The following is a 24,007-nucleotide window of genomic DNA, read 5'->3' on the forward strand; positions in this document are numbered from 1 at the left end:
TAACAAATATCAGAAAGGCATAAAAAAGCCCCTTCGGCAGAAGGGGCTTTGAGGGATTATTTGATTTCCAGCTCGTTCATCGCTGCGATGTTGAAACCGCCGTCGACGTGAACCACTTCACCGGAGATACCGGCAGAGAGGTCAGAGCAGAGGAATGCCGCGGAGTTACCCACGTCTTCGATGGTCACGGTGCGACGGATCGGGGTAACCGCTTCGCAGTGAGCCAGCATTTTACGGAAGTCTTTAATGCCGGAGGCCGCCAGGGTACGGATTGGGCCAGCGGAGATGCCGTTCACACGCACGCCTTCCGGACCCATCGCGTTCGCCATATAACGCACGTTCGCTTCCAGAGAGGCTTTCGCCAGACCCATCACGTTGTAGTTCGGGATAGCGCGCTCTGCGCCGAGGTAGGAGAGCGTCAGCAGTGCGGAGCCCGGGTTCAGCATTTCGCGGCAGGCTTTTGCCATCGCTACAAAGCTGTAAGAGCTGATGTCGTGGGCAATTTTGAAGCCTTCACGGGTTACGGCGTTAACATAGTCGCCGTCCAGCTGATCGCCCGGTGCGAAACCGATGGAGTGCACGAAGCCGTCAAATTTTGGCCAGACTTTCGCCAGGTCAGTAAACAGGGCGTCGATGCTCTCATCTTGCGCCACATCACACTCCAGCACGATGCTGGAACCCAGCTGGGCGGCAAACTCTTCAACACGGCCTTTCAGCTTGTCGTTCTGGTAGGTGAACGCCAGCTCAGCGCCTTCGCGATGCATAGCCTGCGCGATGCCATATGCGATGGAGAGTTTACTGGCTACGCCAGTCACCAGAATGCGCTTACCGGAAAGAAAACCCATAGCTTTAATCCTTATATTCATTGTTGTGGCGCTCGCGGCTCTGTTGGGGCGAGCGTCGTTAAAACGCGGCGATTCTATCATGAGTCGCCGAATGAGTTAATCCGACCACTGAAAGGTTTGTTTCAGCGGTCTTTGCGCCAGGCGTCGGCGGTTAAGGCTTCACCAAAGTGCCCGGCAATTAAGCGTTTTGTTAAATCATGCAACGGCGAGGCGAGCACATCGGCGGTGCTACCGCGCTCCACCACTTCGCCCTGATGCATCACCAGCACCTGATCGCTGATATGTTTCATCATGCCGATATGCTGGGTGACGTAAATATAAGAGATACCCTGTTTCTCCTGTAATTCCAGCATCAGGTTGATTAACTGCGAACGCATCGACATATCGAGCGAAGCCAGTGCTTCATCGGCAATAATCACTTTCGGGCGCAGGATCAGCGCGCGCGCCAGGCCCAGGCGCTGTTTCTGCCCCGGCGCCAGCATATGCGGGTAGTAACTGACATGATCCGGCAGCAGGCCGACCATGCGCAGGGTTTCCAGAATGCGCTTACGCCGCGCTTCCGGCTCCAGGTCGGTGTTGAGACGCAGAGGAAAATCGAGGATCTGCGACAGACGCTGGCGCGGGTTAAGCGAGGTGGTCGGATCCTGAAAAATCATGCGGATATGCTGGCTGCGGAAGGTGTAATCACCGTAATGCAGCGGCTTATCGTCAATCACCAGTTCACCGGCGGTGGGGGGGATCATCCCTGCCAGCATTTTCGCCAGCGTCGATTTCCCTGAACCATTCTCGCCGATGATCGCCAGCGTCTGCCGCTCGCGCAGGGTAAAGCTGAGCGGCTTCACCGCTTCAACGGTCTGGCGGCGGAACCAGCCGGTGCGGTAACGGAAGGTTTTGCTCAGGTTGCGCACTTCAAGCAAGGTTTCAACCATCTCACTCACTCTCCATATTCAGCGGGAAATGGCAGGCGAACAGATGGTTACGCGGTCCTGCAAGCCGTGGTGTTTCTATACATTTGCGCTGGGCATAGGGGCAGCGCGGCCCCAGCCGGCAGCCAATCGGCAGCTGCTCAAGCAGCGGGATTGCGCCCGGCAGCGTATTAAGGCGGCTTTTATGCGGCATCGCGCTGCCAAAATCGGGGATAGCGCGGATCAGCGCCTGGGTATAGGGGTGGTGAGGCGTGGCGATCAAATCTTCGCTCGGCGCGGTCTCAACCGTCTGCCCGCAGTACATCACATTGATACGATCGGCCCACTTGCTCAGCATCTGCAAATCATGGCTGATCAAAATAATGGTCGTATTGTTGTTCTGATTCAGCCGGTCAAGCAGGCGGAAAATCTGCGCCTGTGTGGTCGGCTCCATGGCGTTGGTCGGCTCATCGGCAATCAGTAGCCGCGGCTGGTTGGCCAGCGCTATGGCGATCATCACTTTCTGGCATTCGCCTTCCGTCAGCTCATAGGGGAAGCTGCGCATCGCGTCTTTATGATCTTTAATGCCGACGCGGTGCAGCAGCTCAATCGCACGCCGTTTACGCCAGCCCATACGCTGCCACCATTTGCCTTTAAAGGTCCAGCGCGGGATGTTTTGCATCAACTGTTTGCCGACACGCTCGGAGGGATCGAGACAGGATTGCGGCTCCTGGAAAATCATCGAGACGTTGTGACCAAGCAGCTTGCGCCGCTCGCGCGCCGAGAGGCGCATCAGGTCAATATCATCAAAGCGCATACGATCCGCCGTCACGCGCCAGTTATCTTTGGTCACGCCACAGATCGCTTTAGCGATCAGGCTCTTACCAGAGCCTGATTCACCCACCAGCCCACGAATTTCGCCCTCGGCGAGGGTGAGGCTGACGCGGTCAACCGCTTTCACCCATTCAGACCCGGCTTTCACTTCAATGGTCAGGTTACGAATATCAAGAAGCGGCATTACTCCACCCCCGCAGTGATGGCGCGACGGATACCATCGCCCAGCACGTTAACCAGCAACACACTCACCATAATCGCCGCACCCGGCAGCATTACCGTCCATGGCGCAACATAGATCAGCTCCAGCGCATCGCCCAGCATCGCGCCCCACTCCGGGGAGGGGAGCTGCGCGCCGAGATCGAGAAAGCCCAGCGCGGCGATATCAAGGATCGCCATCGACAGCGCGCGGGTGATCTCTGTGACCATACCGGCGGTGATATTCGGCAGAATGGCGTACCACAAAATATTCATCGTCGACGCGCCATCAAGACGGGCGGCGACGACATACTCCTTTTCCAGCTCGTCATGCACCAGGCTGTAGACTGAGCGTACCATGCGCGGCAGCAGCGCCAGCCAGACGGCAAACATCGCGTGAGAGAGATGCGGGCCGACGAAGGCAACCACAATAATCGCCAGCAGCAGCGTGGGCAGCGAGAGCAGAGTATCAAGAATATGGTTCAGCACCGCCGAGCGCAGGCCGTGCGTCGCACCGGCGAAAACGCCGAGCACCAGACCGCACACCGTAGCGGCCAGCGTAACGAGAAACGCGCCGCCAACGGTGGGAGCCGCGCCGCTCAGCAGTCGGCTTAATACATCGCGGCCGAGATCGTCAGTACCGAGGAAAAACGACACATCGCCGTAGCGCGACCACGACGGCGGCAGAAGCTGATAGCCGAGAAATTGCTGATCGATACCGTATGGGGCGAACCAGCTCCCGAACAGGCAGAGCAGCGCCAGCGCGGCGCAGCCATAGAGGCCGATCATCGCTGTGGGATCGCCATAAAAGTGGCGCCACGCGGTACGCAGCGCGCCGGGCGCACGTTTTTCGCTGTAGACGCTATCGTAAGGCATACCACTCCTTATGTTTTAACGGGTTCGCCAGCGCGCCGAGAATATCGGAGAGCACATTGACGATAATCACTAATGAACCGATCACCATCACACCGGCGGAGATCGCGGCATAATCCTGCTGGCGGATAGCGTTAATCAGCCAGCGGCCCAGCCCAGGCCAGCTAAAGACCACTTCGGTGATCATTGCCAGCGTCAGCATGGTGGAGAATTGCAGCCCGAGGCGCGGGATCACCGGCGGCAGGGCGTTGTGCAGCACATGGCGGCGCAGAATGGTAAAGCGAGACAAACCGCGCGTCGCTGCCGCTTTTATGTAGTTTTTCTCAAAGACATCTATGGTGCTGATACGCATCAGGCGGATCACTTCGGTGGTAGGCGCTACCGCCAGTGTCACCACCGGCAGGATAACGTGGCGCAGGGCGCTCATCAGCATCTCATCGCGCCACGGCGAGTCGGAAATCCAGGCATCAATCAGCGAAAAACCGGTGACGGTTTTGACTTCATACAGCAGATCAAAACGTCCGGAGACCGGTAGCCAGCCAAGATTGAGAGAGAAGAAGAGCGTGAGCAGCAGCGCCAGCCAGAAGACCGGAATGGAGAAGCCGAGCAGCGCCACGGCGCTGATGGCTTTATCCTGCCAGCGGCCACGCATGACCCCCGCCAGCATCCCCACCGGAATTCCGACTATTAGCGCCGAGCCAAAGGCCAGAATACAGAGCTCCATCGTCGCCGGGAACACCTCCTGCAGCTGCTCGGAAATCAGCTGTCCGTTGATACTTGAGACGCCAAAATCCCAGTGCAGCAGGCCGTTAAACCAGAAGACCCACGCGTTCCACAGCGTCGCACCCTGCAAGGGCGCATGGGGAGTAAAGTAGCTCAGGCTGAAGCCGACAAAGGTCAGTAAAAAGAGGGTGACCATCAGCAGCAGCAAACGACGCAACGTAAAAATAATCACGGTGACACCTCTTTTTTATCCCGCGACACGCCAGCGAAAGAGGCGCTGCCAAACGGGCTCAGCACCAGGCCTTTAATATCGTACCGGAACGACTGCAGGCGAAGGGAGGAGGCGAGCGGAAGAACCGGCAGTTCGCGGGCGAGGATCTGCTGGGCTTCATCATACTCATCAATGCGCGACGCCAGCTGCTGCGAGGCGAGCGCTTTTTGCAGCACCTCATCAAACTCGCGCTGGCACCAGTGGGCAAAGTTGGTTTGCGAATCAATCGCCGCGCAGCTTAATAGCGGTCGGAAGAAGCTGTCGGGATCGTTACTGTCCGTCGCCCAGCCGGTGAGGGTTAAATCGTGGTTCATATCCATCAGGCGCGCTTCCTGAAAACGCCCCTCAACCGGCACAATCACTACTTTCACACCCACCTGCGCCATATCTGCCTGAATCAGCTCGGCGGTTTTCAGCGGGCTGGGATTCCAGGGCTGCGAGCTGGTTGGCACCCACAGTTGCAGGGTGAGGTTCTCCAGCCCCAGCGCTTTCAGGCGCTCGCGCGCCTGCTTCGGATCGTATTCGGTAATTTTTGCATCGTTATCGTAAGCCCAGGAGGCGCGGGGCAGGATCGACGCGGCGGTCTCTGCCGTGCCGTAATAGATTGACTGCATCAGGCGCTGATTATTGATCGACAGCGCTAAGGCGTGGCGCACCGCCGGATTATTGAGCGGCGGTTTATTGGTATTGAACGCCAGATAGGCGATGTTCATCCCCGGGCGAAGGGTTAAACGCAGCCGCGGATCGTCACGCAAAATCGTCAGCTGGCTGGCAGCAGGCCACGCCAGCACATCGCACTCGCCGGTCAGCAGCTTCGACAGGCGGCCGGTGCCGCCAGAGCCGAGATCGACAACGACCTGCTGCATCAATGGCTTGCCGAGCCAGAACTTTTCGTGACGTTGTAACCGAACATACTGTCCGGCGCGATACTCATCCAGCTGGAACGGTCCGGTGCCGACCGGCTGGCGATCAATCAGCTCCTGACGATCGATTTTTTGCAGCTGCGCCGCGTACTCCGCCGACATCACCGAAGCGTAGTGGGTGGCGAGATGCCATAAGAAGGAGGCATCCGGCTTTTTCAGGCGAAACTCAACGGTGCGGTTATCCAGCTTGCGCACGCTCTCCACCGAGTCGGCAAACTGCAGGCTATCGAAATAGGGGAAGCTGTCGCCATTGACGTTATGCCACGGATGGTGGCGATCGAAAATGCGCTGGAAGGTAAACACCACATCGTCGGCGTTCAGCGTCCGGTGAGGGGTAAACCACGCGGTATGCTGGAAATTCACGCCGCTGCGCAGGTGAAAACGGTAAGTCGAGCCGTTATCCAGCACCTCCCAGCTCTCTGCCAGCTCCGGCACCAGACGATAAGTATAAGGGTCTACATCCAGCAGGCGGCTGTAGAGCTGCGCGGCGAGGGTGTCGACAATCAGCCCGCTGCTCGCTTTCTGCGGGTTAAAGGTATTGACCTGGCCATTCACGCAGTAGACAAATCCGCTGTCGCGGATATCCGGCGCGGCGGCGGACGGCGGTGCAGCCTGAGCGGTACCGGTCGCCAGCAGTGCGGTGAAAAGCAGGGAAGAGAAAACCAGACGCATGATTTTTTCAACGGTTTTAAAGTAATGGGCAAAGTGTATCGCACTTACCTGGGCTACGTACAAATGTCTGCGGACAACTGCTGTTATTGTCGACGATTTCAGCGGATTTGATGCTTTTTCAGCAGAGCGCGCAGCTGGTGATAGGTCAAACCGAGCCGCTCTGCCGCCCGCTTCTGGTTAAATTCTGCCTCTTGCAGGCTCAGCACGAGCAGGTTTTTCTCCTGATCGAGCTGAAACTGACGCAGATCCAGCGGCAGTTCGGGCAGCGAAGCAACACCGTTTTCTTGCTTCGGCGCAGGCGCGTTCTCCAGCCGGTCGCGGCGAAAAGGGTCGAGGATAATGGTATCCAGCGGCGTGTCGCTGCTGCCGTGACGGTAGACGGATCGCTCCACCACGTTTTTCAGTTCGCGGATATTCCCCGGCCACGCATAGTTCATCAGCACCTCGCGGGCATGCCCGGTAAAGCCGGGAAAGAGCGGCAGATGCAGTTCGCGGCACATCTGGATGGCGAAATGGTCAGCCATCAGCATGATGTCGCTCTGTCGCTGGCGTAGCGGCGGTAACAGCACTACATCAAAGGCCAGCCGGTCGAGCAGGTCGGCGCGAAACGTGCCCTCCTGCACCATCTGCGGCAGATCGGCGTTGGTGGCACACACCAGGCGCACATTAACCTGCAGCGGCTGGCTGCCGCCAACGCGCTCCAGCTCTCCATACTCAATCACCCGCAGCAGCTTCTCCTGCACCAGCATCGGCGCGGTTGCCAGTTCATCCAGAAACAGCGTCCCGCCGTCGGCGCGCTCAAAGCGGCCGGGGTGACGCTTCTGCGCGCCGGTAAAGGCGCCGGCTTCATGACCAAATAGCTCGCTGTCGAGCAGGTTTTCATTCAGCGCCGCGCAGTTTAAAGAGATAAACGGCCCCTGCCAGCGCGAGGAGAGGTAGTGCAGGCGGTTGGCAATCAGCTCTTTGCCGGTGCCGCGCTCGCCGATAATCAGCACCGGTTTGTCGATTGGCGCAAGGCGGGAAACCTGCTCCAGCACCTCAATAAAGCTGTTAGCTTCCCCAAGAAGGTTATCTTTCTGTTCTGCCATGATGAAATTCACCACATGTTGGTCTGTTTAACCACTCTAGTATAAGTTATGGTTGAGGTAAAATTATTCATTCCCTTTATAATCAACCACATGAAAAGTTGGCACGGAGTTTGTATTAACAAGTCAGCAGGGCTCAGCCCGATAACAGAAATCAAGAGGATTAGATTATGGGTATTTTTTCTCGTTTTGCCGACATCGTGAATGCCAACATCAACTCGCTGCTGGAGAAAGCGGAAGATCCGCAAAAACTGGTACGCCTGATGATTCAGGAGATGGAGGACACGCTGGTTGAAGTGCGCTCCACCTCTGCACGTGCGCTGGCTGAAAAGAAACAGTTAACGCGCCGTATTGAGCAGGCGAGTGCGCAGCAGGCTGAATGGCAGGAGAAAGCCGAGCTGGCGCTGCGTAAAGAAAAAGAGGATCTGGCGCGTGCTGCGCTGATCGAAAAACAGAAAGTGACCACGCTTATCGAGACGCTGGAGCAGGAAGTCACCCTGGTGGACGAAAGCCTGGCGCGTATGAAGAAAGAGATTGGCGAGCTGGAGAACAAACTGAGCGAAACCCGCGCCCGCCAGCAGGCGCTGACGCTGCGTCACCAGGCAGCCAGCTCCTCGCGCGATGTGCGCCGTCAGCTCGATAGCGGCAAAATGGATGAAGCGATGGCGCGCTTTGAGTCCTTCGAGCGTCGTATCGACCAGATGGAAGCCGAAGCGGAAAGCCACGGTTTTGGTAAACAAAAATCGCTGGACCAGCAGTTTGCCGATCTGCAGGCAGATGATGAAATCAGCGAGCAACTGGCGCAACTGAAAGCCAGAATGAAACAGGACAACCAATAATAACGAGCGGCGGCATCAGAAGATGCCGCTGGCATCCCTGTAAGGAGTACACATGAGCACGCTTTTTCTGGCTATACCCCTGACGTTATTCATTCTGTTTGTTTTACCGGTCTGGTTATGGCTGCACTACAACAACCGCGCTTCACGCGGCGCGCTTAACCAGAACGAGCAGCAACGTTTGCTGCAGCTGACGGATGAAGCAACGCGGATGCGCGAACGCATTCAGGCGCTGGAAGACATTCTGGATGCTGAACATCCAAACTGGAGAGATCGCTGATGGCTACCCTCAATCTGAATAAAAAATTATGGCGTATTCCGCAGCGCGGTAAGCTCGGCGGCGTCTGCGCCGGTATCGCGGAATACCTCGATATCCAGGTCAAACTGGTGCGTATCATCACCGTGCTGGCGATGCTGTTTGGCCTCTTTTTCTTTGTCGTTGTGGCTTATATTGCGCTCTATTTTGCGCTCGATCCGCTGCCGGATAACTACACTGAAGGTGAAGTGCCCGCCAGCAACAGCGAGTTGCTGGATGCGGTTGACGCGCAGCTGGCCGCCGGCGAAAGCCGTTTGCGCCAGATGGAGCGTTATGTGACATCCGATACGTTCTCGCTGCGTAGCCGTTTTCGCAAGCTTTAAGAGGTGAATATGAATCGACACTGGCAACAGGTTAACCGTAATGTTAAACCCGGCCTGAAGCTGGTCGGCAAATTGATGTTGCTGACCGCACTGCGCGTTGGACCTGCGGGCGTGGCGGGCTGGGCGGTAACATCCGTTGCCCGTCGACCACTGAAAATGGTGCTGGCCTTCGCACTGGAGCCGCTTCTCAGGCGCGCGGCGAACAAGCTCTCCCGCCGCTTTGATAACCAGCCCGTTACGCGTAAGCGTTGACAAGTGCGTCGCCGCCCATATCTCATAGTGAGCAGGACTCTTCTGGATTTAAGGGCGCATACGCATGGCGATGGAACGGTTACGAAACGAATTGAACTCGCTGGTCAACCGCGGCATGGACAGGCATTTACGTCTGGCGGTGACCGGCCTCAGCCGCAGCGGTAAAACCGCATTTATCACTGCGCTGGTTAATCAACTTCTCTCTATTCATACGGGCGCGCGGCTGCCGCTGTTCAGCGCGGTGCGTGAGGAGCGCTTACTCGGCGTTAAACGCGTTCCACAGCGTGATTTCGGTATTCCCCGTTTTACCTACGATGAAGGGCTGGCGCAGCTCTACGGCTCGCCGCCGGTGTGGCCAACCCCGACGCGCGGCGTGAGTGAAATCCGCCTCGCGCTGCGCTTTCGCTCACGCGATTCGCTGTTACGCCACTTTAAAGAAACCTCCACGCTCTATCTGGAAATTGTCGACTATCCCGGCGAATGGCTGCTCGATCTGCCGATGCTGGCGCAGGATTACCTGAGCTGGTCGCGACAGATGACCGGCCTGCTCAACGGGCAACGCCAGCGGTGGTCTGAGAAGTGGCGCGCGCTCTGCGCCGGGCTCGATCCGCTCGCGCCCGCCGATGAGAACCGGCTGGCGGAGATCGCCGCCGCCTGGACGGAGTACCTTCACCAGTGCAAGCGGGAAGGGCTGCACTTTATTCAGCCGGGGCGCTTTGTGCTGCCCGGCGATATGGCGGGCGCACCGGCATTGCAATTCTTCCCGTGGCCGGACGTCGATGGCACCGGAGAGGCGAAGCTGGCGCAGGCCGACAGGCACACCAACGCCGGTATGCTGCGCGAACGCTATCACTACTACTGTGACCACGTGGTGAAGGGCTTTTATAAAAACCACTTCCTGAAATTTGATCGCCAGATCGTACTGGTCGACTGCCTTCAGCCGCTTAACAACGGCCCGCAAGCCTTTAACGATATGCGCCTCGCGCTCACCCAACTGATGCAGAGTTTCCACTACGGCCAGCGGACGCTGTTTCGCCGCCTCTTTTCACCGGTGATCGATAAGCTGCTGTTTGCCGCCACCAAGGCGGACCATATCACTGTCGATCAGCACGCCAATATGGTTTCGCTCTTGCAGCAGCTGATTCAGGACGCGTGGCAAAATGCCGCCTTTGAAGGGATCAGCATGGATTGCATGGGGCTTGCCTCGATTCAGGCGACGCAAAGCGGCCTGATTGAGGTTAACGGCGAGACTATTCCGGCGTTACGCGGTCACCGATTAAGCGACGGCTCGCCGCTCACCTTCTACCCTGGCGAAGTGCCGGCGCGCTTGCCTGGGCAGCCATTCTGGGAGAAGCAGGGTTTTAATTTTGAGGCGTTTCGCCCGCAGGTGATGGATGTCGATTCGCCGCTGCCGCACATCCGGCTGGATGCCGCGCTGGAGTTTTTACTGGGAGATAAATTGCGATGAACGAGCCGCTAAAACCGCGTATCGATTTTACCGGGCCGCTGGAGACGCCAGCGCAGGAGCAGTTCAAACAGGCGCAGCGCTTTGACGCGCAGGCCGCCGGGAACTTTGCACCTGTCGCCGTTGAGGAGTTGCCCGAAGAGGGGCAGGCGGAAGCGGTGGTTGAAGCCGCCCTGCGCCCGAAACGCACGTTATGGCGCAAAATGGTTACCGCCGGGCTGGCGCTGGCCGGCGTTACCGTGATTGGTCAGGGTGTACAGTGGGCGATGCATGCCTGGCAGACCCAGGATTGGGTGGCGCTTGGCGGCTGCGCGGCGGGAACGCTGATCGTTGGTGCCGGCGTCGGATCTCTCGCCAGCGAGTGGCGGCGGCTGTGGCGTTTACGTCAGCGGGCGCACGAGCGCGATGAAGCCCGCCAACTGCTAGAGAGCCACGGCACCGGTAAAGGGCGCGCCTTTTGCGAAAAGCTGGCGCAGCAGGCGGGGCTTGATAAATCTCATCCCGCTCTGCAGCGCTGGTATGCGGCAATTCATGAAACCCAGAGCGACCGCGAAATCGTCACGCTCTATGCCCATCTGGTGCAGCCGGTGCTGGATGCGCAGGCGCGGCGTGAAATCAGCCGCTCGGCGGCGGAATCGACGCTGATGATTGCCGTCAGCCCGCTGGCGATGGTCGATATGGCCTTTATCGCCTGGCGTAATCTGCGCTTAATTAACCGCATCGCCGCACTTAATGGGATTGAGCTGGGTTATTACAGCCGCCTGCGTCTTTTTCGACTGGTGCTGCTGAATATGGCCTTTGCCGGTGCCAGCGAACTGGTGCGTGAGGTAGGGATGGACTGGATGTCGCAGGATCTCGCCGCCCGACTCTCGGCTCGTGCGGCGCAGGGGATCGGTGCCGGGCTGCTTACCGCACGCCTCGGGATTAAAGCGATGGAGCTGTGCCGCCCGCTGCCGTGGCTCGATGGTGACAAACCGCGGCTTGGCGATTTCCGCCGTCAACTGATCTCTCAGGTCAAAGAGACGCTACAGAAAGGCAAATCCGCTTCCGCCGCAGGTTAAAAAGCAGGCGCTGCGCGCTTATCTTTACGCCGCCGCGCCGCTTTTTTCCGCAGGCTGTCAATATTTGTTGACAGACATCTTCCTGCCGACCGTTAAGTGGCATATCATCCTTTCATTACGTGAATGAATAAGGGTGAAGCTTCCCATGCGTCTTGAAGTTTTTTGTGAGGACCGGCTTGGTCTGACACGCGAATTACTTGATCTGCTGGTGCTGCGCGGTATCGATCTGCGCGGCATTGAGATCGACCCCATCGGGCGTATCTACCTCAATTTCGCCGCGCTCGATTTCAACAGCTTCAGCAGCCTGATGGCGGAGATCCGCCGTATTCAGGGCGTCACCGATGTCCGCACCGTGCTGTGGATGCCTTCTGAGCGCGAACACCGCGCGATGAGCGCGCTGCTCGAAGCACTACCGGAACCGGTGCTGTCGCTCGATATGAAATGCAAAATCGAGCTGGCGAATGCCGCCAGTGCGCAGCTCTTTGGGCAGCAGCCGGAGAAGCTGCTCAACCATAACGCGGCACAATTAATTACCGGTTTTAACTTCCAGCGCTGGCTGGAGGGCAATCCTCAGCACTCCCATAACGAACATATGGTGATCGGTGGGCAGAACTTCCTGATGGAGATCACCCCGGTACACCTTGAAGGGGAAACCGGCGAGGCGGTGCTGACCGGCGCGGTGGTGATGCTGCGCTCAACGGCGCGGATGGGCCGCCAGCTGCAAAATATCACTCAGCAGGATGTCAGCGCTTTCAGCCAGATTGTCGCCGTCAGCCCGAAAATGCGTCAGGTTGTTGAGCAGGCGCGCAAGCTGGCGACCCTCACCGCGCCGCTGCTGATTACCGGCGATACCGGCACCGGAAAAGATCTGCTGGCGCACGCCTGCCACCTTGCCAGCCCTCGAGCGGCAAAACCCTACCTCGCGCTTAACTGCGCATCAATTCCTGAAGAGTCCGTCGAAAGCGAGCTGTTTGGCCATGCGCCGGAAGGCAAAAAGGGCTTTTTTGAGCAGGCGAACGGCGGTTCGGTGCTGCTGGATGAGATTGGCGAAATGTCGCCGCGTATGCAGGTCAAGCTGCTGCGTTTCCTCAATGACGGCACTTTCCGTCGCGTTGGCGAAGATCACGAAGTGCATGTCGATGTGCGCGTCATCTGTGCCACCCAGCGTAACCTCGTGGAGCTGGTGCAGAAGGGGCTGTTCCGCGAAGATCTCTACTACCGCCTGAACGTGCTGACCCTCAATCTGCCGCCGCTGCGCGAACGTCCTCAGGATATTGTGCCGCTCACCGAGCTGTTTGCTGCGCGTTTTGCCGATGAACAGGGCGTGCCGCGCCCGAAACTTGCCCACGATCTGACTCAACTGCTTAGCCGCTATAACTGGCCGGGCAACGTGCGCCAGCTGAAAAACGCTATCTATCGGGCCTTAACCCAGCTGGAGGGGTATGAACTGCGCGCGCAGGATATTCAGCTGCCGGATTACGATGCGGCCACCGTGCCGGTCGGGGATGATGCGATGGAGGGATCGCTGGATGATATCACCAGCCGCTTCGAGCGTTCGGTGTTAACTCAGCTCTATCGAAATTACCCCAGCACGCGCAAGCTGGCGAAGCGTCTCGGCGTCTCGCATACGGCGATTGCCAACAAGCTGCGGGAGTATGGCTTAAGCCAGAAGAAAAGCGACGAATAGTGCTGTAACGATAAAAAAGGCCGGATAGCGACAACGCTTATCCGGCCTCTTTCATTGCAGACGCTATTAGCCTTTCAGCACGTCCAGTGCGGCGGTGTAATCCGGCTCATTGGTGATCTCATTCACCAGCTCGCTGAAGATGACCGTATCGTTCTCATCAAGTACCACGACCGCACGTGCCGCCAGGCCTTTCAGTGCGCCGTCGGAGATACCCACGCCATAGCTATCGAGAAAATCTGCGCCGCGCAGAGTGGAGAGGGTGATAACGTTGCTCAGCCCTTCCGCACCGCAGAAGCGGGACTGGGCAAACGGCAGGTCGGCAGAGATGCACAGCACCACGGTGTTGTTCATCTCTGTGGCCAGCTGATTGAATTTGCGCACGGAAGCGGCGCAGACACCGGTATCGATGCTCGGGAAAATGTTCAGCACTTTGCGCTTACCGGCGAACTGGCTCAGCGCAACATCGGAAAGATCTTTAGCGACAAGCGTGAACGGCTGCGCTTTTGCGCCAACCTGCGGAATAGCGCCAGCAACGGGAACCGGGTTGCCCTGAAAATGAACGAGTTGCGACATAATAGCTTCCTGTTTACATATAGTTAACGTCGGCGCTAGTTTATGCCATTGGTCGAGACCACGGCAAACCAATTTTCGTATCTATACTGGTTTACATTCCGTCAAAGGAGCATGTATGAGAAATGTGAACGTTTACGAGGAAACCTGGCCGCTGCATTCGCCGTTTGTGATTTCGCGCGGCGCAAGCAGTGAAGCGAAAGTGGTGGTGGTCGAACTGGAAGAGGACGGGATCAAAGCGGTTGGCGAATGTACGCCCTACGCGCGCTACGGTGAGAGCGAGGCGTCAGTGATGGCGCAAATCATGACCATTGTGCCGCAGTTGCAAAACCGCCTCAGCCGGGAAGCGTTGCAAACCCTGTTGCCGCCTGGTGCAGCACGCAATGCGGTCGATTGCGCCCTGTGGGACCTGGCGGCGCGCAAAGCGGGGCGCTCGCTGGCGCACTATACCGGCGTAAACCTGCCGGAGAGCGTTATCACCGCGCAAACGGTGGTGATCGGCACACCTGAGCAGATGGCCGCCAGCGCGGCGGCCCTGAGCGAAACCGGCGCCCGGCTGCTGAAGATCAAACTTGACGATCATCTGATTAGCGAGCGGCTTGTCGCTATCCGCGCCGCAGCGCCAGAGGCGACGCTGATTGTCGATGCTAACGAGTCGTGGCACAGCGAAGGTCTGGCGGCGCGCTGCCAGCTGCTGGCTGATTTAGGCGTGGCGATGCTTGAGCAGCCACTGCCCGCTAGCGAAGACGCGGCGCTGATTAACTTTATCCACCCTTTGCCGATCTGCGCAGATGAGAGTTGCCATACGCGTGAAAACCTCGATGCGCTGCAGGGGCGCTATGAGATGGTCAACATTAAGCTGGATAAAACCGGCGGGCTGACCGAAGCGCTGGCGCTGGCCCATGAAGCCGCTGAACGTGGATTCGGGCTGATGCTGGGCTGCATGATTTGCACGTCGCGCGCCATTGCGGCGGCGCTGCCGCTGGTCAATGGTGTGCGCTTCGCCGATCTTGATGGTCCAACCTGGCTGGCGGTGGATGTCGAGCCGTCGCTGCGCTTCTCCACCGGCGAGCTTCACCTTTCGGCATCCCAGCAGAGTAGCGACATCATTGCTGCCAGATAATCTTCACTGGCGGTATCGGCAGAGATCGGCGGCAGTTCCATGGTAATACAGGGCAGATTGATCTCTGCACACCAGCTGCCGAAGGAGCCGGGCGTCTCATAACCGACGCTTTTAACTAACGGCAGCGAGAAAGCCTGCGCCAGCCACTCGCCAAGCGCGCTTTCGCGCGGATCTTCCACGCAGGCCAGCGGATCGTGAAAGGTAACTACCCATGCCGGATGCAGGCGGTGAATCAGCTGACAGAGCGCGCGGGTTTCCGGTTCGGAACCGGGCGCGGCTCCCGTGTGCAATACCACATCCCGCTCGGGCGCTGCGCTGTTCCAGCGGTAGACGGTGTCGCCTGCCTTCCAGTTTGCTGCCGGAAAGTTACGGTTGAGATCGACGCCGTTGGCGTTGGCGCGTAAACCGAGCTGACAACCATCCGGGTTTACCGCCAGCACAACATGATGATGGCGCAGATCGCTCTCGAGCGCGCGCATGGCGCAGGAGAGGGCGACCATCGCGGCATTTTCATCGCCGTGTGTACCGGCAATAATCAGCCCGCTTTCGCCCGTAGCCAGAGGCGCCGGGAACCAGAGGAGCGGAGCGCCAAGCAGGGACTGCCCATACTGCTGGCGGCTATCGGTAAAGTTTCCCCGGAGATAACGTGGGCGTGTCGCTGGCATAAATTTACCTGTTTTTGCATTGCATAGAGCAAGTGTTGGATATAAAGCGGTGCGACGCAAATCATTTTCCCGACGTATGAGTTTGCATTCCTTAGAGCTAAAACAAATAATTACCGCATCTTTTTGCGGGATTTGGCACATCATAAGGGGCTTTCATGACATACCCATTTTCAAAACTTTGCTGCGCGCTGGCGCTGTGCGGCTTATCTGTCAGCGTGTTTGCAGCGGATGTGCCGCCGGGAACCCCGCTTGCGGAAAAACAGGAGGTGGTTCGGCACCTCAAAGATGAGCCGGCAACGCTCGATCCGGCAAAAGCGGTAGGCCTGCCGGAAATTCAGGTGCTCCGCGATCTGTTTGAAGGGCTGGTCAATCAGAATGAGAAGGGCGAAGTCATTCCCGGTGTGGCGCAAAGCTGGCAGAGCAGCGATAACCGCATCTGGACCTTTACACTGCGTGATGACGCCCGCTGGTCCGACGGCACGCCGGTGACGGCGCAGGATTTTGTCTACAGCTGGCAGCGGCTGGTTAATCCGCAAACCACCTCACCCTTCGCCGGGTTCGCGGCCTTAGCGGGCATCAGTAATGCGAAAGCGATTACCGATGGCAAAATGGCGGTCGATAAACTGGGCGTCAGCGCGGTAAATAGCAAAACGCTGCGCGTACAGCTTGATAAACCGCTGCCATGGTTCCCGAATCTGGCGGCCAGTTTCGCGCTCTATCCGGTGCAGAAAAAGAACGTCGAGAGCGGCGCAGAGTGGACGCGGCCCGGCAATCTGGTTGGTAACGGTGCCTATGTACTGACCAACCGCGTGGTGAATGAAAAGCTGGAACTGGCGCGCAATAAAGAGTACTGGGACGATGCTAAAACGGTGATCAACAAAGTGACTTTTGTGCCGATCAACCAGGAGTCTGCTGCTACCAAACGCTATCTGGCGAATGGCGTTGATATCACCGAATCCTTCCCGAAAAACCTCTATCAGAAGCTGCAGAAAGAGATCCCGGGCCAGGTCTATACGCCGCCGCAGTTGGGCACCTATTACTACGCTTTTAACACCCGAAAGGGGCCGACGGCAGATGTGCGCGTGCGCCAGGCGTTGAGCTTAACCATCGATCGCCGGGTGATTGCCGAGAAAGTGCTGGGCAGCGGCGAAAAACCGGCGTGGCGCTTCACCCCGGATGTGACCGCCGGATTTACGCCGAAGCCGTCGCCGTTTGAACAGATGAGCCAGCCGGAGCTCAACGCGCAGGCCAAAACCCTGCTGCAGGCGGCGGGTTACGGCCCACAGCGGCCGTTGAAACTGACGTTGCTCTATAACTCCTCTGAGAACCATCAAAAGATTGCTATTGCGGTGGCGTCAATGTGGAAGAAAAATCTCGGCGCTGAAGTGAAGCTGCAAAATCAGGAGTGGAAAACCTATATCGACAGCCGTAACAGCGGTAATTTCGATGTGATCCGCGCTTCCTGGGTTGGGGATTACAACGAGCCATCGACCTTTTTATCCGTGTTGACCTCTACCAGCAGCAGCAATATTCCGCGTTTTAGCGACGCGGCGTATGACAAAGCGTTCAATCAGGCGACACAGGAAAACTCACCGGAAGCCCGCAATGCGGATTACAACGAAGCAGAGCAGATCATTTCCAGCAAAGCGCCAATTGCGCCCATTTACCAGTACACCAACGCGCGGTTGATCAAGCCTTGGCTGAAGGGCTACCCCATCACTAACCCGGAAGATGTGGCCTACAGCCGTACGCTTTATATCATCAAACACTGATAAAAAACGCCCCCTTACATCACGGGAGGTAAGGGGGAAAGTCGTTGATTATTTAACGTTTCCTGTCTGAGCAGGTATGGCGGAAATTTTAGTTAAGCATTGTGGAGCCATAATGGAGGAAAAAAGGAGACGGAGCCGCAACTGGGAAGGGGTAAAAAAAAGCCCGCTACAGAGAGCGGGCAAAAAATACTGGAAGCAATGTGAGCAATGTCGTACTGAATAGTTGAGTGGTTGACTCAACTATTCAGTAATGAGAAAGATAATCTTTATCATTTGAGCATGCAACCCCTTTTTACATTTTTCCTGCAGGCCGCTCATAGCGGAGCTTTACGGCAGATTTTTCCGACATTGGTCAAAAAGCAAGCAGCTATTTGTGCTATAGTGCTGATGTTTTAACCAACCATGAGGATGTTATGTCGAACCTACTCAACCCTACTGAACTGGCCATCGAATACCTGCGTCGCGACAAAAGCGCGCTCACCCCGGCTGAATACCTGAAGAGACTGAACCTGCTGAAACTTGAGTTTGAAGATCTGCTTACGCTCTCCCATAGCGAGCTGAAAGAGGAGATCGACTTTGCCTGGCGGCTTGGTATCCACTGATTGTCGCACCACGTTAAAAACGAAAGAGGCGTTGTGCTGGCTTATAAATAAGCAGCAGCGCCTGTTTACCCTCGCCAATGAATAATTTCACGTGTGGATTGAATATATTATTATCGGCATAAAAAGAGAAAACTTTAGTCATTTAAATAAACTTCATTACCGCTAAATAAAATATTTAGCGCGCCCGAAATTTCTGCGTAATTATCTTTCATTTATATGATATATCCATTTTTACGCGATCTGTTTTTTCATATTTTATGGCGATTTGTGCTGTCGTAATAGCTGCAACAGAGCAAGTTTACATTACTTAAGTAAAATCTTAGGGGCTTTAAGGCAAACCTGGCATTGCGCTAAATTAGCCGTGTCAAAGACGATAGTGAGTGTTATAACGAGGCTACCGTTCTCCGGTGTTCTGGCGAGTCTCATTATGTTAAGAAATCTCAGTGTTCGTACCTTTATATTTTTTTACCTTCTGGTCTCTTTTGTTATCGTTGATGCGATAGTGATCGTGCTCTCAAAAAATATACCGCTATTTGTTGCGGTAACCAGTGTGTCTGTTATTTCTCTGGCGTTGATATGGATATATTTAACACAGTATCTGGTGACGCCAATTAATACGGTGAAAAGAAGTATTGAAGCGGTGACGGCAGGTAATCTGTCGATTGTTATTCCGGAGTTTGGTAATAATTGCGCCGGCCGGTTAATTCCTGGTATCAATAGTTTATCCGCCAGTATTGCCGTGCTGGTCAAAGAGATACGCCTCTCTTCAGATAATGCGCTCGGGCTTTCCGCCCAACTCGCCTCGCGCAGTGCCGATCTGTCGTTAAAAACGGAAGAGCAATCCGCCGCGCTGGTGCAGACCGCTTCAAGCATGGAGGAGATGGCGTCCAGCACCAAAAACAACGCCGATAATACGCGGCTTGCCAGTACCCGCGCCAATGACGCTTCTTCATGCGCTGAACGCGGAGGGCAGTTGATGGGCCAAGTGGCGAAGAATATGCAATCGATAACCGACTGCGCCGAGCAGATGCGCGAAATTATCTCCATCATTGATGGCATTGCCTTCCAGACTAATATTCTGGCGCTGAACGCCGCGGTGGAAGCTGCGCGCGCTGGCGATCACGGCAAAGGTTTCTCGGTGGTGGCCGGTGAAGTGCGCAGCCTTGCGCACCGCAGTGCCGAGGCGGCGAAAAACATCAAATCACTGATTGCCGTAACGACCGATAACGTCACTCAGGGCGCGACGGTGGTAAATGAAGCCGGGCAGAATATGCAGGAGATTGTCTCCGGTGCCAGCATTGTCAGTAAGCTGATGGATGAGATTGCCGTCTCCACGCTGCAGCAAGAAAAGGGCATTGCGCAAATCACGCTTGCGCTGGCGGAGCTGGAGCAGGTTACGCAAAGCAACGTTTCGGTCGTCGATGAACTGGCCGGCTCGTCGGATCTGCTGAAACATCGTGTTGAGGAGTTACAGCAGCGCACCAGTAAATTCAGTCTGGTTAATGATAAGCCAGCGCCTGCGTCCCAACGCGTTGCGCAGCCGGAGAAACAGCGTGTATCGCTTTCGGCGGCGGTCGGTGGCGGCCAGGAGAACTACTGGCACTCGTTTTGATGGCACTCTGGTGGATAAAAAGCTCGCAACGCGGGCTTTTTTTATGGCAATCAGTCGTAATTTGTTAGCAAATTCAGCGCCATGATTGCTTAACCATGGCGCATGGCTAGACTGTCATCACTAACTGATGATTGTGGAGGCGCAGTGGAAGCTATTACAGGAGCCGACCTGCAGGTGCCGGACGCCGTTTACGCGTGGCAACTTGACGGCAAAGGCGGCGTCAAACCGCTGGCAGCGGATGATGCGATCACCGCCCAGACACCCTGCTGGGTGCACCTGAATTACACCAACCAGGAGAGCGCGCAGTGGCTGGAAACGACGCCCGTCTTACCGAACAGCGTGCGTAACGCGCTGGCGGGGGAGAGTTTACGGCCGAGAGTGAGCCGCATGGGCGAGGGGACGCTGATTACGCTGCGCTGCATCAATGGCAGCACCGATGAACGGCCCGATCAGCTGGTCGCCGTCCGCGTTTACATGGACGAGCGGATGATTGTGTCGACGCGACAGCGAAAGGTGCTGGCGCTGGATGATGTCGTCAGCGAGCTGGAGGAGGGGAGCGGGCCAACGGACTGCGGCGGCTGGCTGGTGGATGTCTGCGATTCACTCACCGACCACGCCAGCGAGTTTATCGAATCACTTCATGACCGTATTATCGATCTCGAGGATGACCTGCTTGATCAGCAGGTTCCGCCGCGTGGCATTCTGGCACTGCTGCGCAAGCAGCTGATTGTGATGCGTCGCTATATGGCACCGCAGCGCGATGTCTTCGCGCGGCTGGCCAGCGAACGATTGCCGTGGATGAGTGACGATCAGCGCCGCCGCATGCAGGATATCGCCGATCGACTCGGGCGCGGGCTGGATGAGATTGATGCCTGCATTGCGCGTACGGCAGTAATGACTGACGAGATCACTCAGGTGATGCAGGAATCACTGGCCCGACGCTCCTACACCATGTCGCTGATGGCGATGGTTTTTCTACCCAGCACCTTTTTAACCGGCCTGTTTGGCGTCAACCTCGGCGGCATTCCCGGCGGCGGCTGGCACTTGGGTTTCGCTATCTTCTGCGCCGCGTTAGCACTGCTGATCGGCGGTGTAACCTGGTGGCTGCATCGCAGTAAATGGCTGTAAAATTTAACCTTTTTAACATTAATTGAACATTAAAACGCCACTTAAGTTGAGCGAGGTCAATAAACGCCGCAGCCATTCAGGGCAATATTCACGTCGCAGGTGAATGCAACGTCAAGCGATGGGCGTTGCGCTCCATATTGTCTTACTTCCTTTTTTGAATTACTGCATAGCACAATTGATTCGTACGACGCCGACTTAAACAGTCGGCTTTTTTTTGCCTCTGCGCCATGAGCTTCTACCTTTAAAGTAACGACAATGCTGAAGTGGAGAACACCATGGCTATTCTGACGTTACGCAACGCCCTCTATTCACTGCCGCCCGATCCTGTGCCGAACGACCCGGTGCCAATCCCTGATCCGATCCCAAAACCGCAGCCCTTGCCGGACCCGCCGCCGGATGAAGAGCCGATTAAAATGTCGCGTTAAAGGGGCAGATCTGAGAGGATACGCGCCTGCTGAACCGAAGCCTTTTATCGCGAGACTCTATTTTGACCGCTTTCTCTACACTGAACATGCTGCCCGCCGCCCAGATCGATAATCTTAACGATCTGGGCTACCTCACCATGACGCCCGTGCAGGCTGCTGCGCTTCCTCTGATTCTTGCTGGTAAAGATGTCCGCGTGCAGGCAAAAACCGGTAGCGGTAAAACAGCGGCATTTGGCCTTGGCGTACTGCAGCACATCGACAGCAGCCGTTTTCAGACCCAGTCGCTGATTTTATGCCCGACGCGCGAACTGGCAGATCAGGTTGCCAGCGAGCTGCGTCGTCTGGCGCGCTCAATGCCCAACACCAAAATTTTGACGCTCTGCGGCGGTCAGCCGTTTGGCGCACAGCGCGATTCATTACAGCATGCGCCGCACATCATCGTCGCCACGCCGGGCCGTCTGCTGGATCATCTGCAAAAACAGACGGTCTCGCTGGAGAATCTGCAAACGCTGGTAATGGATGAAGCCGATCGCATGCTGGATATGGGCTTTAGCGACGCCATTGATGAGGTGATCCGCTTCGCCCCGGCGCAGCGCCAGACATTGCTCTTTTCTGCCACCTGGCCGGAGGCCATCGCGGCCATCAGCGGGCGCGTACAGCGCAACCCGGAAACGGTGGAGATCGATACCGTTGACGATCTGTCGGCTATTGAGCAGCAGTTTTTTGAAGTCTCCCGTCACGGCAAAATTCCGCTGTTACAGAAACTGCTGAGCGTTCACCGTCCGGCCTCCTGCGTGGTCTTCTGCAATACCAAAAAAGATTGCCAGGAAGTGTGCGATGCGCTGAATGCCGCAGGCCAGGAGGCGCTGGCGCTGCATGGCGATCTGGAGCAGCGCGACCGCGACCAGACGTTGGTGCGTTTTGCTAACGGCAGTGCCCGTGTGCTGGTGGCGACCGATGTCGCCGCGCGCGGCCTGGATATCAAATCTCTTGAACTGGTCGTCAATTACGAGCTGGCATGGGACCCGGAAGTGCACGTTCACCGTATAGGGCGCACCGCGCGTGCCGGGAATCAGGGGCTGGCGATTAGCCTCTGCGCGCCGGAAGAGGCGCAGCGGGCGAATATTCTCTCTGAAATGCTGCAGCTGAAGCTGAACTGGCTTTCTGCGCCAGCCAGTGTTGCCATCGCACCGCTGGCGGCAGAGATGGCCACACTCTGCATTGACGGCGGTAAGAAAGCCAAGATGCGTCCGGGCGATGTGCTGGGGGCGTTAACCGGTGAGATGGGGCTGGACGGAGCCGATATTGGCAAGATCACCGTCCATCCGGCGCATGTCTATGTTGCAGTGCGACAGAGCGTGGCGCGCCAGGCGTGGAAGCAGCTGCAAAACGGCAAAATCAAAGGCAAAGCGTGCCGGGTGCGCTTGCTGAAATAGCGCCAGCGCCATTAAAAAAGCCTCTCAGAGAGAACCTGAGAGGCTTTTTTTTACTTCACTTCAACCACATTCAGCCGCAGTTCATCGAGCTGGGCATCATCCTCTTCCGGCTGCCAGCCAACCGGCTGCATCGGGATCTCTTCGCGATCAAACGCCAGATCGCCGCCGTTGACCACCTCCGAACCGTGCTTAATGCCTTTGAAATCGAACAGGTTGACATCGCTCAGGTGCGACGGCACCACATTCTGCATCGCGCTGAACATGGTTTCGATACGCCCCGGATAGCGCTTATCCCAGTCGCGCAACATATCGGCAATCACCTGGCGCTGCAGGTTCGGCTGCGAACCGCAGAGATTGCACGGAATGATCGGGAAGCCTTTGGACTCAGAGAAGCGCTCAATATCTTTCTCGCGGCAGTAGGCCAGCGGACGGATAACAATGTGCTTGCCATCATCGCTCATCAGCTTTGGCGGCATGCCTTTCATCTTGCCGCCGTAGAACATATTGAGGAACAATGTTTGCAGAATATCGTCGCGGTGGTGGCCGAGCGCAATTTTTGTTGCACCCAGCTCGGTGGCGGTGCGGTACAGAATGCCGCGGCGCAGGCGTGAGCAGAGCGAACAGGTGGTTTTGCCTTCCGGGATCTTCTCTTTCACGATGCCGTAGGTGTTCTCTTCGACGATTTTGTACTCCACACCCTGCGCTTCCAGGTACTCAGGCAGGATGTGCTCCGGGAAGCCGGGCTGCTTCTGATCGAGATTGACCGCAATCAGCGAGAAGTTGACTGGCGCACTCTGCTGCAGGTTGCGCAAGATCTCCAGCATCGTGTAGCTGTCTTTGCCGCCGGAGAGACAAACCATAATCCGGTCGCCTTCTTCAATCATATTGAAGTCGGCAATCGCCTCACCCACGTTGCGACGCAGACGCTTCTGCAACTTATTGAGGTTGTACTGTTCTTTTTTGCTAATTTCTTGATTTTGCGACATGAAAAAGGCTCAATTCGGTTTTTTTGCGCCAGCGGTACGCAGACCACGGGCAGAGATACGCGATTAGGGCGGGATTGTACCAATGATTTACGCCTATGGCAGGTATTTATCACACCAGCTGCGCAAGGTGATGACGGCTCAGGCAATGCGCTTTTCCTTATATTTGCCTTTCACCACGCCATCATAAAAGCGTCCTTTCGACACCACGGTCAGAAAAACGGTAAAAATGCGCTCAGGCACCTCATGATATTGATAGGCGCGCTTGTCGTGAAAGCGGATCTCCAGCGTGCGGCTTTGCGAGTCATACCCCACAGAGGCAATGCGTGATGATGTAACAGGGTGATGAAGCATGAGGTTATCCTGACCGCCGGGTTGAGTGGTGATTATTAGCCAGCTTGCCGTGTGTTGTCATGCAAAAC

Annotated in this window: 25 protein-coding genes; 14 read left to right on the top strand and 11 right to left on the bottom strand. The window is 56.7% G+C overall.

Annotated features, from left to right (window positions below; genetic code table 11):
- Positions 1-56: 56 nt before the first annotated feature.
- The 7 genes from fabI to pspF form a co-directional block, all read right to left on the bottom strand.
- A complete protein-coding gene (gene fabI / locus PU683_RS13080; protein ID WP_023478625.1) occupies positions 57-845 on the bottom strand; it encodes an enoyl-ACP reductase FabI in 789 nt (262 codons plus the stop codon).
- A gap of 122 nt (positions 846-967) precedes the next feature.
- Positions 968-1,774 carry a peptide ABC transporter ATP-binding protein SapF gene (gene sapF, locus PU683_RS13085; protein WP_277172091.1) on the bottom strand — a complete coding sequence of 269 codons (807 nt, stop codon included), beginning with the start codon at positions 1,772-1,774 and terminating at the stop codon, positions 968-970.
- Position 1,775: 1 nt separating this feature from the next.
- Positions 1,776-2,768, bottom strand: a complete 993-nt coding sequence (gene sapD, locus PU683_RS13090) for a putrescine export ABC transporter ATP-binding protein SapD (RefSeq protein ID WP_277172093.1) — start codon at positions 2,766-2,768, stop codon at positions 1,776-1,778.
- The gene (gene sapC, locus PU683_RS13095; RefSeq protein ID WP_277172095.1) at positions 2,768-3,658 is read right to left on the bottom strand and encodes a putrescine export ABC transporter permease SapC; all 891 of its coding nucleotides are present in this window, start codon (positions 3,656-3,658) and stop codon (positions 2,768-2,770) included. Before sapC ends, sapD begins: the two co-directional genes overlap by 1 nt.
- Complete coding sequence (gene sapB, locus PU683_RS13100) at positions 3,645-4,610, bottom strand: putrescine export ABC transporter permease SapB (protein ID WP_277172096.1); 966 nt, start codon at positions 4,608-4,610, stop codon at positions 3,645-3,647. The genes sapC and sapB overlap by 14 nt, the downstream gene beginning before the upstream one ends.
- Positions 4,607-6,244 (bottom strand): ABC transporter substrate-binding protein SapA, encoded by a 1,638-nt coding sequence (sapA, locus tag PU683_RS13105; RefSeq protein ID WP_277172098.1) that lies wholly within the window; start codon positions 6,242-6,244, stop codon positions 4,607-4,609. Before sapA ends, sapB begins: the two co-directional genes overlap by 4 nt.
- Before the next feature lie 98 nt (positions 6,245-6,342).
- Entirely contained in the window at positions 6,343-7,332 is a 990-nt protein-coding gene (pspF, locus tag PU683_RS13110; protein WP_277172100.1) for a phage shock protein operon transcriptional activator, read from the bottom strand.
- A gap of 167 nt (positions 7,333-7,499) precedes the next feature.
- Here pspF and pspA point away from each other — a divergent pair, with 167 nt between their 5' ends.
- The 7 genes from pspA to tyrR all read left to right on the top strand — a co-directional run bounded on the left by pspA (position 7,500) and on the right by tyrR (position 13,269).
- Positions 7,500-8,168 carry a phage shock protein PspA gene (gene pspA, locus PU683_RS13115; protein ID WP_124968220.1) on the top strand — a complete coding sequence of 223 codons (669 nt, stop codon included), beginning with the start codon at positions 7,500-7,502 and terminating at the stop codon, positions 8,166-8,168.
- 52 nt (positions 8,169-8,220) lie between these two features.
- The gene (gene pspB / locus PU683_RS13120; RefSeq protein WP_023478697.1) at positions 8,221-8,445 is read left to right on the top strand and encodes an envelope stress response membrane protein PspB; all 225 of its coding nucleotides are present in this window, start codon (positions 8,221-8,223) and stop codon (positions 8,443-8,445) included.
- Positions 8,445-8,804 (top strand): envelope stress response membrane protein PspC, encoded by a 360-nt coding sequence (gene pspC, locus PU683_RS13125; RefSeq protein ID WP_277172102.1) that lies wholly within the window; start codon positions 8,445-8,447, stop codon positions 8,802-8,804. Before pspB ends, pspC begins: the two co-directional genes overlap by 1 nt.
- A gap of 9 nt (positions 8,805-8,813) precedes the next feature.
- Positions 8,814-9,056 carry a phage shock protein PspD gene (gene pspD / locus PU683_RS13130; RefSeq protein WP_277172104.1) on the top strand — a complete coding sequence of 81 codons (243 nt, stop codon included), beginning with the start codon at positions 8,814-8,816 and terminating at the stop codon, positions 9,054-9,056.
- A gap of 70 nt (positions 9,057-9,126) precedes the next feature.
- The gene (locus tag PU683_RS13135) at positions 9,127-10,524 is read left to right on the top strand and encodes a YcjX family GTP-binding protein (RefSeq protein WP_277172106.1); all 1,398 of its coding nucleotides are present in this window, start codon (positions 9,127-9,129) and stop codon (positions 10,522-10,524) included.
- On the top strand, positions 10,521-11,582 hold the full coding sequence (locus tag PU683_RS13140; protein ID WP_277172108.1) for a TIGR01620 family protein: 1,062 nt from the start codon (positions 10,521-10,523) through the stop codon (positions 11,580-11,582). Before PU683_RS13135 ends, PU683_RS13140 begins: the two co-directional genes overlap by 4 nt.
- 145 nt (positions 11,583-11,727) lie before the next feature.
- Complete coding sequence (gene tyrR, locus PU683_RS13145) at positions 11,728-13,269, top strand: transcriptional regulator TyrR (RefSeq protein ID WP_277172110.1); 1,542 nt, start codon at positions 11,728-11,730, stop codon at positions 13,267-13,269.
- A 66-nt stretch (positions 13,270-13,335) separates the two neighbouring features.
- Here the strand turns inward: tyrR and tpx are convergent, their stop codons facing one another.
- Positions 13,336-13,842 (bottom strand): thiol peroxidase, encoded by a 507-nt coding sequence (gene tpx, locus PU683_RS13150; protein ID WP_277172112.1) that lies wholly within the window; start codon positions 13,840-13,842, stop codon positions 13,336-13,338.
- Between the two features lie 115 nt (positions 13,843-13,957).
- On the opposite strand from tpx, the gene ycjG reads away from it, so the two are divergent.
- A complete protein-coding gene (gene ycjG, locus PU683_RS13155) occupies positions 13,958-14,962 on the top strand; it encodes an L-Ala-D/L-Glu epimerase (protein ID WP_277172114.1) in 1,005 nt (334 codons plus the stop codon).
- Here the strand turns inward: ycjG and mpaA are convergent.
- Positions 14,914-15,627 (bottom strand): murein tripeptide amidase MpaA, encoded by a 714-nt coding sequence (gene mpaA / locus PU683_RS13160; RefSeq protein ID WP_277172116.1) that lies wholly within the window; start codon positions 15,625-15,627, stop codon positions 14,914-14,916. The genes ycjG and mpaA overlap by 49 nt on opposite strands.
- 155 nt (positions 15,628-15,782) lie before the next feature.
- On the opposite strand from mpaA, the gene PU683_RS13165 reads away from it, so the two are divergent.
- The 6 genes from PU683_RS13165 (at position 15,783) to dbpA (ending at position 22,602) form a co-directional block, all read left to right on the top strand.
- Entirely contained in the window at positions 15,783-17,399 is a 1,617-nt protein-coding gene (locus tag PU683_RS13165) for a peptide ABC transporter substrate-binding protein (RefSeq protein WP_277172118.1), read from the top strand.
- A 413-nt stretch (positions 17,400-17,812) separates the two neighbouring features.
- Positions 17,813-18,001, top strand: a complete 189-nt coding sequence (locus PU683_RS13170; protein WP_277172120.1) for a YdiH family protein — start codon at positions 17,813-17,815, stop codon at positions 17,999-18,001.
- Between the two features lie 427 nt (positions 18,002-18,428).
- Positions 18,429-19,613: a methyl-accepting chemotaxis protein gene (locus PU683_RS13175; protein WP_277172122.1), complete on the top strand. Its 1,185-nt coding sequence runs from the start codon at positions 18,429-18,431 to the stop codon at positions 19,611-19,613.
- Positions 19,614-19,757: 144 nt separating this feature from the next.
- A complete protein-coding gene (zntB, locus tag PU683_RS13180; RefSeq protein ID WP_277172124.1) occupies positions 19,758-20,741 on the top strand; it encodes a zinc transporter ZntB in 984 nt (327 codons plus the stop codon).
- Positions 20,742-21,016: 275 nt separating this feature from the next.
- Complete coding sequence (ynaL, locus tag PU683_RS13185) at positions 21,017-21,166, top strand: proline-rich small protein YnaL (RefSeq protein WP_277172126.1); 150 nt, start codon at positions 21,017-21,019, stop codon at positions 21,164-21,166.
- 62 nt (positions 21,167-21,228) lie between these two features.
- Positions 21,229-22,602, top strand: a complete 1,374-nt coding sequence (dbpA, locus tag PU683_RS13190; RefSeq protein ID WP_277172128.1) for an ATP-dependent RNA helicase DbpA — start codon at positions 21,229-21,231, stop codon at positions 22,600-22,602.
- A gap of 50 nt (positions 22,603-22,652) precedes the next feature.
- Here the strand turns inward: dbpA and ttcA are convergent, their stop codons facing one another.
- The gene (ttcA, locus tag PU683_RS13195) at positions 22,653-23,588 is read right to left on the bottom strand and encodes a tRNA 2-thiocytidine(32) synthetase TtcA (RefSeq protein ID WP_277172130.1); all 936 of its coding nucleotides are present in this window, start codon (positions 23,586-23,588) and stop codon (positions 22,653-22,655) included.
- 138 nt (positions 23,589-23,726) lie between these two features.
- Positions 23,727-23,939, bottom strand: coding sequence for a KTSC domain-containing protein (locus PU683_RS13200; RefSeq protein ID WP_277172132.1), 213 nt, complete (start codon positions 23,937-23,939; stop codon positions 23,727-23,729).
- Between the last annotated feature and the right edge of the window lie 68 nt (positions 23,940-24,007).

It is taken from the genome of Candidatus Kosakonia sp. 282A-S69 (assembly GCF_029433855.1).
GTDB lineage: Bacteria > Pseudomonadota > Gammaproteobacteria > Enterobacterales > Enterobacteriaceae > Kosakonia > Kosakonia cowanii_A.

Excerpts from the sequence above, each read along its gene's own strand:
- fabI (WP_023478625.1), bottom strand. The coding sequence starts at position 845 with ATGGGTTTTCTTTCCGGTAAGCGCATTCTGGTGACTGGCGTAGCCAGT.
- sapF (WP_277172091.1), bottom strand. The coding sequence starts at position 1,774 with ATGGTTGAAACCTTGCTTGAAGTGCGCAACCTGAGCAAAACCTTCCGT.
- sapD (WP_277172093.1), bottom strand. The coding sequence starts at position 2,768 with ATGCCGCTTCTTGATATTCGTAACCTGACCATTGAAGTGAAAGCCGGG.
- sapC (WP_277172095.1), bottom strand. The coding sequence starts at position 3,658 with ATGCCTTACGATAGCGTCTACAGCGAAAAACGTGCGCCCGGCGCGCTG.
- sapA (WP_277172098.1), bottom strand. The coding sequence starts at position 6,244 with ATGCGTCTGGTTTTCTCTTCCCTGCTTTTCACCGCACTGCTGGCGACC.
- pspF (WP_277172100.1), bottom strand. The coding sequence starts at position 7,332 with ATGGCAGAACAGAAAGATAACCTTCTTGGGGAAGCTAACAGCTTTATT.
- pspA (WP_124968220.1), top strand. The coding sequence starts at position 7,500 with ATGGGTATTTTTTCTCGTTTTGCCGACATCGTGAATGCCAACATCAAC.
- pspB (WP_023478697.1), top strand. The coding sequence starts at position 8,221 with ATGAGCACGCTTTTTCTGGCTATACCCCTGACGTTATTCATTCTGTTT.
- pspC (WP_277172102.1), top strand. The coding sequence starts at position 8,445 with ATGGCTACCCTCAATCTGAATAAAAAATTATGGCGTATTCCGCAGCGC.
- pspD (WP_277172104.1), top strand. The coding sequence starts at position 8,814 with ATGAATCGACACTGGCAACAGGTTAACCGTAATGTTAAACCCGGCCTG.
- PU683_RS13135 (WP_277172106.1), top strand. The coding sequence starts at position 9,127 with ATGGAACGGTTACGAAACGAATTGAACTCGCTGGTCAACCGCGGCATG.
- PU683_RS13140 (WP_277172108.1), top strand. The coding sequence starts at position 10,521 with ATGAACGAGCCGCTAAAACCGCGTATCGATTTTACCGGGCCGCTGGAG.
- tyrR (WP_277172110.1), top strand. The coding sequence starts at position 11,728 with ATGCGTCTTGAAGTTTTTTGTGAGGACCGGCTTGGTCTGACACGCGAA.
- tpx (WP_277172112.1), bottom strand. The coding sequence starts at position 13,842 with ATGTCGCAACTCGTTCATTTTCAGGGCAACCCGGTTCCCGTTGCTGGC.
- ycjG (WP_277172114.1), top strand. The coding sequence starts at position 13,958 with ATGAGAAATGTGAACGTTTACGAGGAAACCTGGCCGCTGCATTCGCCG.
- mpaA (WP_277172116.1), bottom strand. The coding sequence starts at position 15,627 with ATGCCAGCGACACGCCCACGTTATCTCCGGGGAAACTTTACCGATAGC.
- PU683_RS13165 (WP_277172118.1), top strand. The coding sequence starts at position 15,783 with ATGACATACCCATTTTCAAAACTTTGCTGCGCGCTGGCGCTGTGCGGC.
- PU683_RS13170 (WP_277172120.1), top strand. The coding sequence starts at position 17,813 with ATGTCGAACCTACTCAACCCTACTGAACTGGCCATCGAATACCTGCGT.
- PU683_RS13175 (WP_277172122.1), top strand. The coding sequence starts at position 18,429 with ATGTTAAGAAATCTCAGTGTTCGTACCTTTATATTTTTTTACCTTCTG.
- ynaL (WP_277172126.1), top strand. The coding sequence starts at position 21,017 with ATGGCTATTCTGACGTTACGCAACGCCCTCTATTCACTGCCGCCCGAT.
- ttcA (WP_277172130.1), bottom strand. The coding sequence starts at position 23,588 with ATGTCGCAAAATCAAGAAATTAGCAAAAAAGAACAGTACAACCTCAAT.
- PU683_RS13200 (WP_277172132.1), bottom strand. The coding sequence starts at position 23,939 with ATGCTTCATCACCCTGTTACATCATCACGCATTGCCTCTGTGGGGTAT.